This is a genomic window from Cellulomonas sp. NPDC058312 (assembly GCF_042880135.1).
Taxonomy (GTDB): Bacteria; Actinomycetota; Actinomycetes; order Actinomycetales; family Cellulomonadaceae; genus Cellulomonas.
The window spans coordinates 205,517-223,756 of sequence record NZ_JBHVZE010000003.1 but is presented as its reverse complement, the minus strand read 5'-3'; the positions used below and the strand labels follow the sequence as shown (position 1 = coordinate 223,756).

Annotated in this window: 16 protein-coding genes; 9 read left to right on the top strand and 7 right to left on the bottom strand. The window is 75.8% G+C overall.

Annotation, left to right across the window (positions count from 1 at the left end):
- The first annotated feature begins 39 nt into the window (after positions 1–39).
- From ACFVXN_RS09965 to ACFVXN_RS09950, 4 genes are read left to right on the top strand one after another with little or no spacing between them, the layout of a single operon-like run.
- The gene (locus ACFVXN_RS09965; protein ID WP_389231147.1) at positions 40–1,113 is read left to right on the top strand and encodes a hypothetical protein; all 1,074 of its coding nucleotides are present in this window, start codon (positions 40–42) and stop codon (positions 1,111–1,113) included.
- A 1-nt stretch (position 1,114) separates the two neighbouring features.
- Positions 1,115–2,818 carry a hypothetical protein gene (locus tag ACFVXN_RS09960; RefSeq protein WP_389231144.1) on the top strand — a complete coding sequence of 568 codons (1,704 nt, stop codon included), beginning with the start codon at positions 1,115–1,117 and terminating at the stop codon, positions 2,816–2,818.
- A complete protein-coding gene (locus tag ACFVXN_RS09955; RefSeq protein ID WP_389231141.1) occupies positions 2,815–3,534 on the top strand; it encodes an ABC transporter ATP-binding protein in 720 nt (239 codons plus the stop codon). The genes ACFVXN_RS09960 and ACFVXN_RS09955 overlap by 4 nt, the downstream gene beginning before the upstream one ends.
- A complete protein-coding gene (locus tag ACFVXN_RS09950; protein WP_389231138.1) occupies positions 3,534–4,943 on the top strand; it encodes an ABC transporter permease in 1,410 nt (469 codons plus the stop codon). The genes ACFVXN_RS09955 and ACFVXN_RS09950 overlap by 1 nt, the downstream gene beginning before the upstream one ends.
- Before the next feature lie 133 nt (positions 4,944–5,076).
- Here the strand turns inward: ACFVXN_RS09950 and ACFVXN_RS09945 are convergent, their stop codons facing one another.
- On the bottom strand, positions 5,077–5,955 hold the full coding sequence (locus ACFVXN_RS09945; protein WP_389231135.1) for a DMT family transporter: 879 nt from the start codon (positions 5,953–5,955) through the stop codon (positions 5,077–5,079).
- 337 nt (positions 5,956–6,292) lie between these two features.
- Here ACFVXN_RS09945 and ACFVXN_RS09940 point away from each other — a divergent pair, with 337 nt between their 5' ends.
- Positions 6,293–7,819, top strand: coding sequence for an MDR family MFS transporter (locus ACFVXN_RS09940; RefSeq protein WP_389231132.1), 1,527 nt, complete (start codon positions 6,293–6,295; stop codon positions 7,817–7,819).
- Between the two features lie 73 nt (positions 7,820–7,892).
- Here ACFVXN_RS09940 and ACFVXN_RS09935 read toward each other — a convergent pair whose 3' ends face one another.
- Both ACFVXN_RS09935 and ACFVXN_RS09930 read right to left on the bottom strand, forming a co-directional pair.
- A complete protein-coding gene (locus ACFVXN_RS09935) occupies positions 7,893–8,543 on the bottom strand; it encodes a TetR/AcrR family transcriptional regulator (RefSeq protein ID WP_389231129.1) in 651 nt (216 codons plus the stop codon).
- 71 nt (positions 8,544–8,614) lie between these two features.
- Positions 8,615–10,651: a beta-galactosidase gene (locus tag ACFVXN_RS09930; protein WP_389231126.1), complete on the bottom strand. Its 2,037-nt coding sequence runs from the start codon at positions 10,649–10,651 to the stop codon at positions 8,615–8,617.
- Between the two features lie 211 nt (positions 10,652–10,862).
- On the opposite strand from ACFVXN_RS09930, the gene ACFVXN_RS09925 reads away from it, so the two are divergent.
- From ACFVXN_RS09925 to ACFVXN_RS09915, 3 genes are all read left to right on the top strand, one after another.
- A complete protein-coding gene (locus ACFVXN_RS09925; protein ID WP_389231123.1) occupies positions 10,863–12,005 on the top strand; it encodes a glutathione-independent formaldehyde dehydrogenase in 1,143 nt (380 codons plus the stop codon).
- 115 nt (positions 12,006–12,120) lie between these two features.
- A complete protein-coding gene (locus ACFVXN_RS09920; protein WP_389231120.1) occupies positions 12,121–12,747 on the top strand; it encodes a hypothetical protein in 627 nt (208 codons plus the stop codon).
- Positions 12,748–12,770: 23 nt separating this feature from the next.
- Positions 12,771–13,088: a sulfurtransferase TusA family protein gene (locus tag ACFVXN_RS09915; protein ID WP_389231117.1), complete on the top strand. Its 318-nt coding sequence runs from the start codon at positions 12,771–12,773 to the stop codon at positions 13,086–13,088.
- A 25-nt stretch (positions 13,089–13,113) separates the two neighbouring features.
- On the opposite strand, the gene ACFVXN_RS09910 is transcribed toward ACFVXN_RS09915, so the two are convergent.
- Entirely contained in the window at positions 13,114–14,013 is a 900-nt protein-coding gene (locus ACFVXN_RS09910; protein ID WP_389231114.1) for a siderophore-interacting protein, read from the bottom strand.
- A 137-nt stretch (positions 14,014–14,150) separates the two neighbouring features.
- Positions 14,151–14,612, bottom strand: a complete 462-nt coding sequence (locus ACFVXN_RS09905) for a MarR family winged helix-turn-helix transcriptional regulator (RefSeq protein WP_389231111.1) — start codon at positions 14,610–14,612, stop codon at positions 14,151–14,153.
- Positions 14,613–14,728: 116 nt separating this feature from the next.
- Between ACFVXN_RS09905 and ACFVXN_RS09900 the strand changes: the two genes are divergently transcribed.
- Positions 14,729–15,961, top strand: a complete 1,233-nt coding sequence (locus ACFVXN_RS09900) for an MFS transporter (RefSeq protein WP_389231108.1) — start codon at positions 14,729–14,731, stop codon at positions 15,959–15,961.
- A 43-nt stretch (positions 15,962–16,004) separates the two neighbouring features.
- Here ACFVXN_RS09900 and ACFVXN_RS09895 read toward each other — a convergent pair whose 3' ends face one another.
- Both ACFVXN_RS09895 and ACFVXN_RS09890 read right to left on the bottom strand, forming a co-directional pair.
- Positions 16,005–16,715 carry a response regulator gene (locus tag ACFVXN_RS09895; RefSeq protein ID WP_389231105.1) on the bottom strand — a complete coding sequence of 237 codons (711 nt, stop codon included), beginning with the start codon at positions 16,713–16,715 and terminating at the stop codon, positions 16,005–16,007.
- Positions 16,712–18,166 carry a sensor histidine kinase gene (locus ACFVXN_RS09890; RefSeq protein ID WP_389231102.1) on the bottom strand — a complete coding sequence of 485 codons (1,455 nt, stop codon included), beginning with the start codon at positions 18,164–18,166 and terminating at the stop codon, positions 16,712–16,714. Before ACFVXN_RS09890 ends, ACFVXN_RS09895 begins: the two co-directional genes overlap by 4 nt.
- Positions 18,167–18,240 lie beyond the last annotated feature (74 nt).

The window sequence follows — 18,240 nt, the reverse complement described above, 5'->3', positions numbered from 1 at the left end:
TCCGCCGCCGACCCAGTGCCGACGAACGGAGAAGCTTCGATGACGACGTCCCGCCCCGCCCGACCGGTGGTCGCCCTGGCCGCCCTGGCCGTGCTGGCGCTCGCCGGCTGCTCCAGCTCCGGCGACGACGGCGGCTCGAAGGGGGGCGGCTCCCGCGCGGAGTGGACCCCCGGCCCCCTCGACGAGTACCAGGCCCGCATCTACGGGTTCTCCTACGACGACGAGCGCTCCGAGGAGGAGATGCAGGAGGAGTCCGAGCGCCAGAACCGCAAGGTCGAGGAGCTCGTCGCGTCCTGCATGCAGGACCAGGGCTTCGACTACACGCCGGTCGACAACAGCGGCTCGGTCGGGGTCTCCTCCGACGACCTCGACGTCGAGTGGGGCACGCGGGAGTTCGCCGAGCAGTACGGCTATGCGATCAGCACCGACCCGTGGGGCAACGCCGACGCCGCCCCCGAGGAGGAGACCGAGTGGGTCGACCCGAACCAGGAGTACGTCGAGTCGATGTCCGAGAGCGAGGCCGCCGCCTACCAGGAGGCGCTGTGGGGCCCGCAGGTCGAGTACGTCGAGGGCGAGGAGCAGGAGTACGACTGGACGACGTCCGGCTGCTACGGCGTCGCGCAGCACGAGGTCTACGAGGGCGGCGTCGACTCGGACGAGTTCAGCGCCGTCGAGGACGAGCTCAACCGGTTCTACGAGACGATGCAGGCCGACCCCCGCATCGCCGAGCTCAACACCGAGTGGGCCTCCTGCATGGCCGACGAGGGCTACGACGGCATCACCGACGTGTCCACCGTGCAGAACGACCTGAGCGAGGAGTGGAACGAGCTCCAGGGCTGGAACGACCCCGAGTACACCGCCCTGTCGGAGAGCTGGGACTGGGAGGCGAAGCCCGAGGGCCCGCCCGCCCCCGAGGTCGACGAGAAGGCGGCCGCCGCCTTCACCGACAAGGAGATCGCGATGGCGGTCGCCGACTTCGACTGCCAGGAGAAGGTCGACTACGTCGGCAAGGGCACCACGATCAACCACGAGCTCCAGCAGGAGTTCGTCGACCAGCACAAGGCCGAGCTCGACGCGTGGGCGGACGCCGCCACCGCCGCCCGGGGGGAGTGACGTGCCCGACCAGCGCGACGCGCTCGTCCCCGCCGGTGACGTCGACGGCCCGACCGACCCCACCGCGACCGACGCGGCACCGCCGCGGTCCTGGCGCAGCGGCAACCGCACGCTCGTGGTCCTCGCCGGCGTCGCCGTGCTCAGCCTCGTCGCCGGGCTGGGGCTGAGCCGGTTCGTGCTCAACCCCGCCGAGGCCGCCGCCCGCACCGCGCCGCCGGAGGCCGGCCCGATCACGGTCCCGGTCGAGAGCCGCGAGCTCAGCAACGACGTCACCATCCGCGGCGACGTCGTGTTCGACGACGCCGTCGACCTGCGGATCGAGACGGCGGACCTCGGCGAGCGCGCCGTCGTCACCGGGCAGGTCCCGGAGGTCGGCGCGACGCTCGACGCCGGTTCCGTCGCCCTCGAGATCGCCGGCCGGCCCGTGCTGGTGCTGCCCGGCGGGCTGCCGACCTACCGCACGCTGCGGGTCGGCGTGTCCGGACCCGACGTGCTGCAGCTCAAGGCGGCCCTCGGGGCGCTGGGCATCGGCGCCGGCGACGCCACGTCCGACACCTACGACTCCGCGACCGCCGACGGCGTCGCCGAGCTCTACCGGCGCGCCGGGTACCCCGTCCCGGCACCGACCGACGAGCAGGAGGAGGCCGTGACCTCCGCCGAGCGGCAGGTCCGGTCGGCGCAGGCCGAGGTCACCGCCGCCGAGGGCGCCCTGGCGTCCGCGGGGAAGGGGACCTCTGGCGGCGCGTCGAAGGCCGAGGCGGATGCCACGGTCCGGTCGGCCGAGCGGGCGGTCGGCGTGGCGCAGGCCGAGCTCGACAGCTGTGCGACCGAGGGCTGCACCCCGGGCGACCAGGCTCGCCGGCAGGCCGAGGTCGAGAACGCGCGGGACGCGGTCGGGGTGGCCCAGGCCGCACGCGCTGCGCTCGACGCGGCGCCCGACACCAGCTCCGAGCGCGCCGGCGTCACCGCCGCCCGCGAGGGCCTCGCCGACGCGCGCACCGCGCTCGAGGAGGCCCGGCGCGAGACGATCGTCGCCCTGCCCGCGAGCGAGGTCGTCTACCTCGAGACCCTGCCCCGGCGCGTGGACGCGGTCTCCGTGAAGCGCGGCGGCACCGTCGAGGGGACCGTCATGAGCGTGTCCGGCGCGACGCTGCAGGTCGTGGGCACGGCCGCCAAGGCGGATGCCGCGCTGCTCCAGGTCGGGTCGACCGGCACCGTCGTGCTCGACGGCGCCGAGATCCCGGTCACCGTCACGGAGATCGCCGCGGCCGGGTCCGGGGCCGGCGGCTCGGGAGGGTCCGGTGACGGCGGAGCGGGCGGCGACGGCGGCGGCTCCGGCGGCTCCGGCGACGCCGGGCGGATGACCGTGACGCTCCAGCCGGGCGAGCTGTCGCCCGAGCAGGTCGCCGCGCTCCAGGGCAGCAACGTGCGCGTCACCCTGCCCGTGGCGTCCACCGGCGGCGCGGTCCTCGCGGTGCCGCTCGCGGCGCTGACCGCGGGCCCCGGCGGCGAGTCGCGCGTCGAGGTGCTGGGCGACGACGACACCACGTCGCTCGTCGAGGTGACGACCGGTCTCGCGGCCGGCGGCTACGTCGAGGTCACCGGCGCCGGCGGCGCGACGCTCGCCGAGGGCGACCTCGTGGTGATCGGCACCTCCGGGGGCGCGTCCGACGAGGCGACCGACGCGGCGGAGGACGACGCGTGACGGTCGTCGACCCGCGCCCGGCCCCCGCCGACCCCGCGGGACCGCCGCCGGTCGTCGAGCTGCGCGGGGTCGCCCGGGTGTTCCCGGGCGACCCGCCCGTCCACGCCCTGCGGCCCAGCGACCTGCGGGTCGCCACCGGGGACTACCTGTCCATCGTCGGCCCGTCGGGGTCGGGCAAGTCGACGCTGCTGCACGTGCTCGGGCTGCTCGACCGGCCGACGTCGGGGGAGTACCTGCTCGACGGCGTGCCGACGAGCACCGCGACCGAGGGCGAGCGGAGCGCGCTGCGCGGCGGGCGGATCGGCTTCGTGTTCCAGCAGTTCCACCTGCTGCCGCACCGCACCGTGCTCGACAACGTGCTGCTCGCGACGCTGTACAGCGGCGTGCCCCGGGCGGAGCGGCGTGCCCGCGCCCTGGCCGCGCTCGACCGCGTGCACCTCGGCCACCGGCTGTCGTTCCTGCCGACGTTCCTGTCCGGCGGCGAGCGGCAGCGGGTCGCCGTGGCGCGGGCCGTCGTGTCCGCGCCCGCGGTGCTGCTCGCCGACGAGCCGACCGGCAACCTCGACACCCACAACTCGGCGGACGTGCTCGACCTGTTCGACGAGCTGCACGCCGACGGGCTCACCCTCGTCGTCATCACCCACGACGACGTCGTGTCCGCCCGCGCCGACCGCCGGGTGCGGATCGCCGACGGCCTGCTGACGGAGATCCGCTGATGGCCGGGCTGCCGCGCCTGCCGCGCCCGGGTCGCCGTCGCGCCGCCGGGGGCCCCGGTCGCGCGCCGGACGCCGGTCCCGCGCCGGACGCCGGGCTCGCGCCCGACGCCGCCGGCGGGGGGCTCGCGGTCCTGCTCGACGAGCCGCCTGTCGACCGCCCGGCGCCCGGTGCGCGCCCCCGGCCGCGCCGCGCGGACCGGTTCGGCGTGCGTGACCTGGTCCGCGAGGCGGCTGCCGGGATCGACGCCCGCCCGGGGCGGCTGTTCCTCACGATCCTGGGCACCGTGCTCGGCATCGCGTCGGTGGTCGTCACCGTCGGGCTCGCGCAGACCGCCGCGGGCCAGATCGCGCGCCGGTTCGACGCGGTCGCCGCCACGCAGGCGATGGCGTCCGCGAGCACCACGCGCACCGCCGACGGCAGCCAGCGGGCGACCGCCCCGCTGCCGTGGGACGCCGACCTGCGCGCCGACCGGCTCGCCGGCGTCGAGGCCGCCGGGCTGGTCGCGGTGGTGGACGTCGCGGGGGCCGCGGTCACGGCGGTGCCGGTGAACGACCCGTCGGCGCCGGAGGTCACCTCCCCGCCGGTCCTCGCGGCGACCGCGGGTCTCCTGGACGCCGTCCGCGGCGAGGTCGTCACCGGCCGGTTCTTCGACGCGGGGCACGACGCCCGCGCGGACCGCGTCGTCGTCCTCGGCTTCCGCGCCGCCGACCGGCTCGGGGTGTCCCGCGTCGACCGGCAGCCGTCGGTGTTCATCGGCGACCGGTCGTACACCGTCATCGGGATCGTGGACGGGATGCAGCGGCGCACCGACCTGCGGGACGCCGTCGTGCTCCCCGCCGGGACGGCCCGCGCGGACTTCGGGCTCGCGGCACCGCAGGAGCTGCACATGCGGATCGCCGTCGGCTCCGGGCCGCTGGTCGCGGACCAGGTGCCGACCGCCCTCGCGCCGAACAGCCCCGAGGTCATCACCGTGCAGGGTCCGACCGGGTCGTCCGGGGTGCGCGAGGACGTCCAGGCGGACATCAGCACGATCTTCCTCGCGCTCGGCGGCGTCGCGCTGCTGATCGGCGGGCTGGGGATCGCGAACGTGACCCTGCTGTCCGTGATGGAGCGCGTCGGGGAGATCGGCCTGCGGCGGGCGCTGGGCGCGCGGCGGCGGGACATCGCCGCGCAGTTCGTGCTGGAGTCCGCGACCGTCGGGCTGCTCGGCGGCATGGTCGGCGCCTCGCTGGGCGTCGCCGCCGTCGTGGGGGTGTCCGCGCTGCAGTCCTGGACGCCGATCCTGGACATCGGCGTCGTGCTCGCCTCCGCGGCGGGCGGCGGGGTCATCGGCCTGCTCGCCGGGATCTACCCGGCGCTCAAGGCCGCCCGGGTGGAGCCGATCACGGCCCTGCGCGGCGGGGTCTGACCGCGCCCGCCCGGCCGTCGAGGTCGCCGAGACAGGCCGTCCCGGCCGAGACAGCCCGTTCCACGGGGCTGTCTCGGCCGGGAGGTCCGATCTCGGCGGAGGTGGGGGCGCGGGGTGCGGGCGGGGGCGGGCGTCAGGTCGCGGGGGTGGCGTCCCGGCGGGGGCGGCCCGCGGACCAGACCACGCCCGCACCGGCGAGCACCACGAGCACCAGCCCGCCGAGCGCCGGGCCGGTCAGCCGGTCGCCGAGCAGCAGGGCGCCGACGACCGCGCCCATCGCGGGGTCGACGGCGAACAGCGTCCCCACCACCCGGGTCCCCGCGAGCCGGACGGCCTGGAAGTCGAGGGAGAACGCCAGCGCGACGCCGAGCACCCCCGACGCGAGGAGCGCCGGCACGTGGCCGCTCGTGAGGTCGGGCGCCGCGGCGACCTGCGCGGGCGCGAGCAGCAGCGCGCCGACGCCCACGGACAGCGCGAGGTCGCCCAGGCCCGTCGAGGCGTCGCCGACGCGCCCGGCGAGCAGCGTGTACGCCCCGAACGCAGCCGCGGCGCCGAGGCCGAGCAGCACGCCCAGCGGGTCGACGCCACCGGCGGGACCGCCGACGACCAGCAGCACGCCGAGCAGCGCCACGAACGGCAGCACCCGGGTGCGGCCCGCGGACGCCACCGCCGCGATCAGCAGCGGCCCGCAGAACTCGAGCGTGACGGCCACGCCGAGCGGCAGCCGGTCGAGCGCCGCGTAGAACAGCACGTTCATGGCGGCCATCGCGACGCCGTAGAGCACGATCGCCGCCCAGGTGCGCCGGTCGCGACCGCGGAGCCGGGGTCGGGTGAGCAGGAGCAGGACGACCGCCGCGGCCGTCATCCGGTAGCCCGAGACGGCGAGCGTCCCGAGGTCGGCGAACGTCCCGGCGGCGAGCGCCGCCGACAGCTGCACGGCGGTCGAGCCGACCAGGACGAGGGCGGCGGCGAGCAGGGCGCGTCGACGCGCGCCCGGGAGCAGGGTGAGCACAGGGGATCCTTCGAGGGGCAGGCCCGCCGAGGTCGGCGGGTGGTGCGGGCGGCGTGCGCGGACGGGCACGTCGAGCCCGGGTGGGGGTGTCGACGGCCCGGTCAGGCCGCGGGCCCCCGACGCGGGGCGCAGCCCCGGTTGCTCATCGGATCCATGCGGGCACCGTACGACGCCGCCCGGCGGGCACGCTCCGGCCGTCCGGATGGCGGGCGCCGGGAATCATCGCCTGACCCGGGACGTTGGTCCCGGAGCGCGACTCCCTCCGGGACGCCGGCCGCCCGCGACCCGGGCGCCGCCACGCGCCCGCCACCGCCGACCCCACCCGCACGGGAGACCCATGAGCACGCACGACGACACCGCCCTGCGCGACCGGACCGCGACACCCGCGACCACCGGCCCCGACACCACCGCTCCCGCCGCCACCGCCGCGCCCGAGCGCCTGTCCTCCGGGGACCGCACCCTGATCGGCCTGCTGCTGATCGCGGGCTTCACGGTGATCCTCAACGAGACCGTCATGGGCGTGGCCCTGCCGGTCCTCATGCGCGACCTCGGCGTCTCGGCCGCGACCGGGCAGTGGCTGACCACCGGGTTCATGCTGACGATGGCCGTCGTCATCCCCGCCACCGGCTACATCATGGGCCGGTTCCGGCTGCGGGCGATCTTCCTCACGGCGATGTCGCTCTTCACCGCCGGCACGGCGATCGCCGCGCTCGCCCCCGGGTTCGGCGTCCTGCTGGTCGGTCGCGTCGTCCAGGCCAGCGGCACCGCCGTGATGCTGCCGCTGCTGATGACCACCGCGCTGACGCTGGTGCCGCCGAGCATCCGCGGGCGCACGATGGGCACGATCTCCATCGTCATCTCCGTCGCGCCCGCCATCGGCCCGACCATCTCCGGCCTGGTGCTGTCGCAGCTGTCGTGGCGCTGGATCTTCATCGTCATGCTGCCCGTCGCGCTGATCGCCCTGAGCCTCGGCGCGTGGAAGGTCCGGGACGTCACGACGCCGCGCCCCGCGCGCCTGGACGTCCTGTCGCTGCTGCTGTCGGCCGTCGGGTTCGGCGCGCTGATCTTCGGGCTGTCGAGCATCGGCGAGTCCGCGGGCGGGCACGTCCTGGTCGCGCCGTGGATCCCGGTCGCCGTCGGCGTGCTCGCGCTCGTCGTGTTCGCGCTGCGGCAGATCCGGCTGCAGGAGTCCGCGGACGGGCCGCTGATGGACCTGCGGGTGTTCGCGCAGCGTTCCTACACGGTGTCCGCGCTGGTGCTGATCATCGGGTTCATGGCGATGTTCGGCGCGCTGATCGTGCTGCCGATCTTCCTGCAGCAGGTGCTCGAGCTCGGCACCCTGGAGACCGGCCTGCTGCTGCTGCCGGGCGGGCTCGTGATGGGGGCGCTGTCGCCGGTGGTCGGGCGCCTGTTCGACCGGTTCGGCCCGCGCCCGCTGGTGACCCCGGGCGTGCTGGCCCTGAGCGCCGGCCTGTGGCTGCTGTCGACCCTGCACCCGGGTACGTCGTCCGTCGCCGTGGTGGGCGTGCACGTGCTGCTGAGCATGGGCCTGGCGTTCATGATCACGCCGCTGTTCACGTCCGCGCTCGGCTCCCTGCCGCGCGAGCTGTACGGGCACGGCAGCGCGATCGTGAACACGCTCCAGCAGCTGGCCGGCGCCGCGGGCACCGCGCTGTTCATCACCGTGCTGTCGACGACCACCGCGGCGCGCGTCGCCGAGGGCGCCGACACGCTCACCGCCACCGCGGACGGCGTGCAGGGCGCGTTCATGTGGGGCGGGATCGTGTCGCTGGTCGCCGTGGCGGTGTCGCTGCTGGTGCGCCGGCCCGCGACGACGGGCGACGCCCCGGTCGCGATGCACTGACCCCGGCGCGCCGACCTCCGACGGTCGCGCGCGGCCCGTCGCCCCCACCCGAGGGCGGTGGGCCGTCGTCGTCTCAGCGGTGGTGGTCCCAGACGGGCGACGGGAACAGCACCTGCTCGAACAGCGCCCACGACTCGCGCATGTCGACCGCGGGACGACGGAACCAGCGCACCTGCACGCCGTCCATCGCCTCGATGCTCATCTCGACCAGGTCGCGCAGGCCGTCGAACGGCCCGACCTCGGGCGGCAGCCGCCACGCGGTCTGCCGGTACAGGTCCCACGTCTGGTCGGGGCGGTCCGCGAAGTAGTCGTGCGCCGGGTGCTGCGGGGAGGCCGCCTCCGCGCCGAGCACCATGTAGAGCTTCATCAGCTGGGGCCGCGCGGCGTTGAAGTCGACGAGGTACCGGAAGTACCCCGGCAGCGACGGGCCGTCGGGGTGCGTCGAGCCGGGTGCCCCGCTCGCGACGTAGTCGGCCGGGGTGCCGAGCCGGTCGTACCGCTGGGAGACCAGCAGCTCCAGCAGGCCCTCCTTGCTGCCGACGTGGTGCAGCAGGCCCGCCTGGGTGATGCCCACCTCGCGCGCGACGTCCTGCAACGAGACGCCGTAGAACCCGTGCCGGGCGACCAGGACGGTGGCGGCCTCGAGGATCTGCGCGATCCGCTGCTCGGGGCTGAGGCGGACCCGGCGGCGCGGGGTCGTCGGGTCGTCCGGGGCGGTGCTCACCGGGCGACCCTAGCCCGGCGTCCCCCCGGCGCGCCGCGTGCCGACGCGCCGGGGGTGGGCTGGGGAGGTGGTCAGGACTCGAGGACCACGAGGTCCCACGCGCCGACGACCAGCTCGTCGCCCGCGGCGACGTCGTCCCCGGTGAGCACGGACCGACCGGCGACGGGTGCGGCGACGGTGACGGGCGTGCCCGCGTAGTTGAGCAGGTAGGTGACGGCGCTCCCGGCGGCGTTGGTGCCGCGGCGGACCGTGACGGTCCCCGCGAGGTCCTGCGCCCAGTCGCCGACGCCCGCGTCCCGGACCGCCAGGGCCAGCACGGCGCGCAGCAGCGTGGGGGAGGTCATGGTGCCGACGTGCACGTGCGACCCCGCGCCGGTGCGGTGCCGGGTGACCGCCGCGTAGCCGCCCCAGGCGGGGTGGTCGTAGGACGCGAGCACCTCGGCGCCCTCGGGGCGCAGCAGCTCCATGAAGGTCAGGGCGCCCGCGTCGGCACCGGACGCACCCGCCAGGTCGCCGTGCAGGGTCAGCCCGACGCCGTCGGGGACCGTGAACTGGCTGTAGGTGAGCCCGGCGACCTCGGTCAGCCCGTGCGGCGCGGTGTCGTGCCACACCTGCACGTGCTCGTCGGCGACCGCCGTGCGGAACGTGGTGACCAGGTGGCCACCGGCGCGGACGAACGCGTCCAGCCGGTCGACCGCGGCCTGCGACGCCGTGTAGAGCGCGGGCACCACGAGCAGGTCGTAGCGCCCCAGGTCGGTGTCGTCGACGGACACGAAGTCGACCTCGACGTTCAGGTCGAACAGCGCGTCGTAGACCCAGCGGAGCACGTCGTTGTAGCCGATCGAGCTGCCGAACACGCCGTCGATGAACCCGGTCTCGAGCGTGAACCACTGCAGCGCGGTCAGCGCCTCGTTGCTCACCAGCACCGCGACCCGGTTGTGCTTGCGCAGGTGGATCAGCGACGACCCGACGCGGGCGGCCTCCCGGCCGAAGACGCCGGCCTCCTCGTAGGTCGGGTTGCTCTGCAGGTCGTGGCTGAGCAGGCCCTTCCAGTACGTCTCGAACGAGCTGTGAATCGAGTGCCAGTGCCAGTACATGACTCCGTCCGCGCCGCTGGCGAGGTGGCTGTACGCCTGGAGCCGCAGCTGACCGGGGTAGGGCAGCCAGGCGAGCTGCCCCTGGGCCTGCGTCTCGAGGACCAGGTAGTTGGCGCCGCCCTTGATCGAGCGGGTCATGTCGCCGCCGAACGCGATCTCCTTGCCGGTGAGCCGGTCCTGCGTCGGGTGGTAGATGTCGACGCCGGCCACGTCGACCGCCGCGGCGGCCTTGAAGTGGTCGACCGACGGCTGCAGCCCGTACGACCAGCCGGGCGCCCAGTCGAAGTCGAAGTTCTGCGTCACCCACTGGTCGTCGCGGGCGTACTCGCGCACGATCCCGGCCTGCCAGGCGAGGAACTGCTCGACCAGCCGGCGGCGGAACGCCTCGAACGCCGCGCCCAGCGAGCCGTTGACCGTGCCGCGCACGTCGGGGAAGTCCTCCCACGCGTCGACGCGGTTGGACCAGTAGTCCAGGCCGAACGCGCGGTTGAGCGCCCCGAGGTCGTCGGCGAACTCGGCGCGCAGGTGCTTGACGAACGCCCGCTGGACGGCCGGGCCGGCGGTCCCGTAGTGCTTGGTCTCGTTGTCCACCTGGAACCCGATGACCCCGGGGCGGTGCGCGGTGCGCTCCATCAGCCGGCGGATGACGCGCTCCGCGTGGAACAGGTACGTCGGGTGCGTGATGTCCATGATCTGCCGGGCGCCGTACCGGCCCTCGCCGGCGGCGGTCGTCGCGAGGACGTCGGGGTGCGAGGCGACGAGCCAGGCGGGTACGGCGTACGTGGGGGTGCCGACGATCACGTGGATGCCGGCCCGCTCGAACGCGTCGAGCGCGCGGTCGACGTGCGTGAAGTCGAACACGCCGGGCTGCGGCTCCAGCGTGCTCCACGTCGACTCGGCGATGCGGACGACGGTGATGCCGGCCGCCCGCATCATCTCGACGTCGGTCTCGATGCGGTCGGTCGGCATGTACTCGTCGTAGTACGCCGCACCGAACAGCAGCTCGTCCACGGACCTCACCCTTCGTCGCGCGATCGCCGGGCGTCAGCCGTCCGGCCCGGTCCGTCGGTGGACCGCCACCCACTCTACCTACCGTTCGGTAGGTAGAGCCCCGAGATGCCGGACCCGCCCCCGCGACCGACGATCGACGGACCCCGCCGTGCAGCAGCGCGCGACGACCGGGGCGGGGCCCGCGGGCGCCGCCGACAGGAGGTCCACCCCCATGCGCGCAGTCGTCTACCGCGGTCCGCACCAGGTCGAGGTCACCGACGTGCCCGACGCCAGGGTCGAGCAGCCCACCGACGTCCTCGTCCGGATCACCACCACCAACATCTGCGGCTCGGACCTGCACATGTACGAGGGACGGACCTCCGTCGAGGAGGGCACCGTCTTCGGCCACGAGAACATGGGCGTCGTCGAGGAGGTCGGCTCCGCCGTCACCCGGATCCGGGTCGGCGACCGGGTCAGCGTCCCGTTCAACATCGCCTGCGGCACCTGTCGCAACTGCCTGCAGGGCTGGACGTCGTTCTGCCTGCGCACCAACCCCGCCGAGGGCATGGCCGGCGCCGCGTACGGCTACGCGAACATGGGCCCCTACGACGGTGGTCAGGCCGAGGTGCTGCGCGTCCCGTACGGCGACGTCAACCTGCTCCGGCTCCCCGAGGGGACGGACCACGAGAACGACTTCACCATGCTGAGCGACATCTTCCCGACCGGGTGGCACGGCACCGAGCTCGCCCGGATGGCCGAGGGCGACGACGTCGCCGTCTTCGGCGCCGGGCCGGTGGGCCTGATGGCCGCGCACAGCGCGATGATCCGCGGCGCGTCCCGGGTGTTCGTGGTCGACAAGGAGCCGGACCGGCTGCGGCTCGCGGAGAGCATCGGCGCGGTCGCCGTCGACCTGTCCGCCGGCGACCCCGTCGAGCAGATCGTGGACGCCACCGACGGGCGCGGCACCGACTGCGGCGTCGAGGCCGTCGGCTACCAGGCGCACGACGCGAGCGGCGAGGAGCACCCCGAGCTGGTGCTCGACAACCTCGTCGCGGTCGTCCGCGCGACCGGCGGCATCGGCGTCGTCGGGGTCTACCTGCCCGAGGACCCGGGTGCGCGCGACGAGGCCGCGCGGCAGGGGCGGATCGGGTTCGACTACGGGACGTTCTTCATGAAGGGCCAGCACATGGGCACCGGGCAGGCGCCGGTGATGCGCTACAACCGGCAGCTGCGGGACCTGGTCGTGGCCGGGCGGGCGACGCCGTCGTTCATCGTGTCGCACGAGCTGCCGCTCGAGGACGCCGCCGACGGCTACGCCCGGTTCGACGCCCGCGAGGACGGCTGGACCAAGGTGCTGCTGCACCCCGGCGCCTGACCGCGGTGCGCCACCGCCCGCCGCCCGGCCTCCCCGGGTTGCGGGGCCGCGGGCGGCGGCGCACCCTGGCCCCCTGTGCAGCGCCGCGCAGCAGGCGTGACGACGCGGAGGAACCATGCCGGCCCTCGACGACGCGGACAGACCGGACGCCGTCCGGTCGCTCAGCGCCCTGATCCACACCCTGACCGTGCAGGCCGGGCCGACGCTGGGCGTCGACGTCCAGGCCTGCTGCTCCGCCGTGGTCCGCGGCGTCGACCGCTGGTTGGCCGCCGGGTCGGTGGGCGCGGCCCGGTGCGACGGCGTGCAGGACCGCCACCGCCAGGGCCCGCGCTACGAGCTGCGCCGGACCGGCGCCCCGGTCGTCGTCCCTGACCTCGGCACCGAGCGGCGCTGGCCCGTGTGGTCGCACGCCTGCCGCGTCCAGGGGTTCCGGTCGGCGGCCGTCGTCGCCGGGTCGCGGCGGGACGTCACCGTGCACCTGGCGCTGCACGCCCGGGAGCCCGTCGTGTGGGACGCGGCGCTGGTGGACCGGGCGGCGGGCCTGGCGGAGGGCATCGCGTCGGTCGTCGTCGTCCGCGAGGAGCTGATCGCCCTGGCGGAGGCGGTGGGCGACCTGCTCGACGGCGTCCGGGCCGACGGGGTCGTGGCGGAGGCGGTGCGGGTCGTGATGGACCTGCGCGGCTGCGACGCCCCCGAGGCGCGGGCGTTCCTCACCTCGGCGACCCCGGCCCGCGGGTCCTGAGCGGGCGGCAGTACAGTCGCGGCGTGATCGTGCACCTGGACGGCGGCGACCTCGGCTGCGCCCGGCTGCTCGTGCTGCTGCGGGCGCGCGCCGCCGATCTCGCGCCGGGCACCGTCGTGCACCTGACGACGACCGACCCCGTGGCGCCGATCGACCTGCCCGCGTGGTGCCGCATGACCGGGCACCGGTACCTCGGCCCGGTCGCCGACGGGCGGGGCCGGGACGGCGCGGACGGCCCGGGCGTGGCCCGCCCGGACGCCGCGACCTACGCGGTCGAGGTCGCGGCGCGTCCCCGGGCGACGGACCCCGACCGCCCCTGGCACACCGTCCCCGGCGCCTGAGCGGGCTGGACCGGAGCGGGCCGGGTCAGTCCAGCCCGACGGCCGCCTCGGCGTCCTCGATCCCGCGCAGCCACGCGCGCTTGCCCGCGCGCCAGCCCTCGTCTGCCTCGCCGAGCCGCCAGTAGCCGGAGATCGACAGGTCGGTCTTGGTCAGCCCGCGGTCGACGCGCAGGTACCGCCGCAGCTCGCGGACCGACCCGGCCTCGCCGTGCACGAAGGCGTGCACGCGGCCGGCGGGCCAGGGCAGGGCGCGGACGGCCTCGACGAGCCGGGCCCCGGGCGCCGCGTCGCCGGTGTGCACCCAGCGCAGGGCGATCCCGTCGGGGACGTGGAGCGTGACCTCCTCGGCGCGGTCCGCGACCTCGAGGACGGCGGTGCCGGACGCGCTGGCCCCGAGCCGCTCGAGGGCGACCGCGACGGCGGGCAGGGCGGACGCGTCGCCGACGAGCAGGTGGTGGTCGGCGGTCAGGTCGGGGGAGTACCCGCCGCCGGGGCCGACGACGGCGACCTCGTCCCCGGGGACCGCGGCGGCGGCCCACGGTCCGGCGACGCCGCTGGCGCCGTGCACGACGACGTCCACGGTCAGGGTGAGGTCCATGTCGTCGTAGGCGCGCACGGTGTAGGTCCGCATCCGGGGCTGGTGCTCCGGGGGCAGGGCGGTGCGGGCGGCGTCGAGGTCGAGGCGGCCGTCGGGTGTCGTCCAGGCGGCGAGCACGTCGCTGCCGGAGGCGGTGGCCCCGAGGCCGGGCACGAGCACGAGCTTGATGTACGAGTCCGCGTACGGCGACGGCGCGAAGCCCGCGAGGCCGGGGCCGCCCAGGGTGAGCCGCACCATCGCGGGGGTGAGGCGCTCGGTGCGCAGCACGGTGGCGCGCAGGGCGGTGGGGCGCGGGCGCGGCGGGGCTGCGGGGTCGGTCGTGGTCACGCGGGAAGCACCTTCCGGTCGTTGCGGGGTGCCGGACGGGTCGGCGCGGGCGCCTCGGCCCGGGGGCGTGACCGGTGCGCCGGTTCGAGCGTAGGGCGTCCTCACCCGGCCCGTCACGTGCGCGGCCGGGGGCGGGTTCAGCGGCCGAGGTGCGTGCGCGCCCAGGAGTCGACGTCGGCGTTCAGCCGGGTGAGCAGCCGCGCGAGGTCGGCGCGGTCGGCGTCGGACCAGGCGTCGAGGATCTCGCCGTAGAGCGCGGCGCGCACGTCGCGGGTGCGGCGCAGCGCGTCGACGCCCTCGTCCGTGGCCTCGACGACGGTCACGCGGCCGTCGTCGGGGTGGGCGGTGCGGGTGACGAGGCCGGCCTGCTCCATCGCGAGCACCTGGCGGGTGACGGTCGAGGGGTCGAGGCGCAGGGCGTCGGCGATGGCGTTGACGCTGGTGGAGCCGTCGACGGCGAGGACGCCGAGCACGAGGTAGGCGGACCGCTCGAGCTCGCCCTGGCGCCGGGCGGCGGACCGCCGGGTCCGTTCGGACAGGCGCAGCAGCATGGCCACCTGGCCCTCGATGGTCCGTACGGCGTCGTCCGGCTCGCGCACCGGTCCTCCCTCGTCCTCGTCGGTCGTGCGCAGTCTCGCACGTCTGGCCCTGCGACTGCCTGTATGATACAGATAAAACGACACCGACCCCCGACGACGTCTCCCGAGGAACCGTTATGCCCAGTCGGCACCACGAGCCGCACCGCACCGCCATCTACGCCACCGCCCTCACCGCGTTCTTCGCGATCGCGGGCATCGCCGTGGTCGACCCGATCCTGCCGGTCATCGGCACCGAGATCGGCGCCTCGACCTGGCAGATCGAGCTCCTGTTCACCGCCTACCTGATCGTGATGGCGGTCGGGATGATCCCCGCCGTCATCGCCACCGGCCGGTTCGGCTACCGCGCCGTCCTCGCGACGGGCGTGACGGTGGTCGCGGTCGCCGCCGGCCTCGCCGCCGCGTCCGGGAACATCCTCCAGCTCGCCGTGCTCCGCGGGCTGTGGGGCCTGGGCAACGCGATGTTCTTCGCCACCGCGATGGTGCTGCTGGTCGCGCTGGCCACCGACCGCGAGTGGGTCGTCGAGCTGTTCGAGACCTGCGTCGGCCTCGGCTTCGCCGTGGGTCCGCTGATCGGCGGGCTGCTCGGCCAGATCTCCTGGCGCGTGCCGTTCGCCGCCTGCGGGGTGCTCATGCTCGTGGCGCTCGGCATGTCCGTGACGCGGCTGCGCGACCCGCAGGAGCCCCCGACCCCGCTGCGGCTGCGCGACGTGCTCGCCCCCTACCGGCGCCCGGCGTTCCGCACGCTGTGCGTGGTGACCGCGGCGTACAACTTCGTGTTCTTCGTCGTGCTCGGCTACACCCCGGTGTTCCTCGGCCTGGACGTCGTCCCGCTCGGCCTGGTGTTCACGGCGTGGGGCATCGGCCTCGCGGTGGGCATCCTCGTGGTCGGCCACCGGCTGGCGCACCGCATCGGGGCGGTGGCGACCGTGGGCGTGGCGATCGGCGGGCTGCTGGTCGCCCTGGTCCTGCTCGCCACCAGCGTCGGCACCGCCGAGGCGGTCGTCGTGCTGGTGCTCGCGGGGCTGTGCATGGGCATCGCGAACGCGAACCTCACCGACCTGGCCCTGGGGCTGGGCGGCGCCGAGCGCCGGACCACGACGGCCGCGTTCAACCTGGTGCGCTGGGGCTTCGCCGCCCCGGCCCCGGTGATCGCCGGGCTGCTGCACCCGGTGAGCCCGACCGCCCCGTTCTGGGTCGCGGCCGGGGTGCTCCTGATCGGCGTCGTCGCGTTCGCCTGGAAGGGCCACGCGATGGCGGCCGGGGTCGGCGAGCGGCTGACGCTGCGGCGCTGGGACCGCGCGGCGCGGTCGGCCGAGGGCGCGCCGGAGGAGGCGCTCGGCGAGGTCTGACCCGGACGGGCGCCGGCCGCCGCCCAGGCACGCCGGCGTCCGCTCAGGACCGCTGGACCAGCCCCGTCTCGTACGCCAGCACGACGGCCTGCACCCGGTCCCGCACCCCGAGCTTGGCGAGCACCCGCCCGACGTGGGTCTTCACGGTCGCCTCCGACAGGAACAGCCGCTCGGCGACCTCGGCGTTGGACAGCCCCTCGGCGACCGCGAGCAGCACCTCGCGCTCGCGGTGGGTGAGCCCGGCCAGACGGGCGTCCTCGCCGGCGGGCGCGGGCGCGGCGCCCTCCCGGGGCAGCTCCCCGGCGAACAGCTCGAGCATCCGCCGCGTCACGCGCGGCGAGACGACGGCGTCGCCGGTCGCGACGGCGCGGATCGCGGCGGTGAGCTCCGCGGGCCGGGCGTCCTTGAGCAGGAACCCGCTGGCACCGGCGCGCAGGGCGGAGAACGCGTACTCGTCGAGGTCGAACGTCGTGAGGATCAGCACCCGCGACGCGGACCCGGACGCGGCGATCTGCGCGGTCGCCTCGATCCCGTTCACCCCGGGCATCCGGACGTCCATCAGCACCACGTCGGGCCGCAGCGCGGCGACCTGGCGCACGGCCTCGGCGCCGTCGCCCGCCTCGCCGACCACCGTGAGGTCGTCCTCGACGTCCAGCACCAGCCGGAAGCCCATCCGCAGCAGCGGCTGGTCGTCGACGAGCAGCACGCGCACGGGGCCCGACCGGGGCGCGGGCTCGGTCGGGGTGCTGGTCACGCGGTCTCCTCAGGTCGGGCGGGGGTGCTGCGGGGCAGGACGTCGGGCGGGCCGCCGGCGTCGTCGGTGCGGAGCTCGACGTGCACCCGCCACCCGCCGCGGTGCGGTCCGACGCCCACGGTGCCACGGTAGACCGCGGCCCGTTCCCGCATCCCGACCAGCCCGCGGCCGGTGCGGACGACCGCAGGCCCGGGCACGGCGGGCTGCGCGTCGGTCCGGGCGTCCAGCGGGTCGCCGCGGCGCTCGCCGAGCCGCTCGCCGATCCGACCCAGCCGCCCGACCTCGGGCTCGGCGTCGGCGACCTGGACCGGCCGCGCGCCCCCGCCGTCGTCGACGACCTCGATGCCGACCCGGCCGGAGCCGTGCCGCACGAGCACGTCGACCCGGGTGCCGGCGCCGCCGTGCCGCAGCGCGTTGGTCAGCGACTCCTGCACGACGCGGTAGACGGTCAGCGCCAGCCCCGCGTCGGCCGGCAGCGGCGGGCCGGCGGTGGTGAGGTGCACGGTCAGCCCGGCCGCGCGGAACTGCTGGACCAGCGACTCGAGGTCCTGGCTGCCCGGCTGCGGCTCGAGCGGGACGTCGGCGCCGCGCAGCACGCCGAGCATCCGGCGCATGTCGCCGAGGGCGGACCGGCCCGCCTCGGACAGCAGGTCCAGCGCGGCCTCGGCGTCGTCGGGGGAGCGGCGCACGGCGGCGCGGGCCCCGTCGGACAGGGCGATCATCACGGTCAGGCCGTGGGCGACGACGTCGTGCATCTCCCGGGCGATCCGGGCCTGCTCGGCGGCGGCCGCGAGCTTGGCCTGCTGCTCGCCCGCGTCGACGAGCTGCTGGTGCCGGTCGACGAGCGCCCGCGTGTGCAGGCGCCGGCCGCGGACGTTGGCGCCGACGGCGATCGCGAGCAGCCCGGCGAGCAGGAACGACGGGGTGTCGGTGGCGACGGAGTCCTCGGGGGACGGCTGGATCACCTGGCCCTGCGCGTCCGTGACGGTCACGCCGCCGGCCGGCGTGGGTGGTGTGCTGACCCCGCCCCAGGCCAGCAGCGCGGCCAGGACGAGCGCCCCGGACCCGCCGAGCAGCAGCCAGCCGATCCGCTGCGGCCGGGTCGCGACCACGACGTACAGGCCGAGCGCGAAGCCCACGTCCAGCGCCCCGACGTGCCCGGCGACCGCCACGTGAGCCACGCAGAGCAGCCCGAGGGTCATCGCGACGTGCACGGGCCACCGCCGCCGGACGACCAGGGCCAGCAGCGCGAGCACCGTCAGGGCGAGGGACATCACGGAGCGCGGGCCCGCGAGCAGACCGCCGTCGCCCTCGGCCGGGACGGGACCGGCGTCGGCCAGGGCGCCGAGGGCGAAGAACAGGCAGACCAGCACGTCGGACGCGACGGGCCGGCGCGCGAAGAACCGGCGGACGCGGCCCAGGCGGCGGGCGTCCAGCTCGGTGAAGGTCACGGGGAGGTGACCCGGGTCCTGGCTCAGCGGTCCCTCCGGGGTCGCGTGCGGGTGGTGGGCGTGGGGGCTGGAGC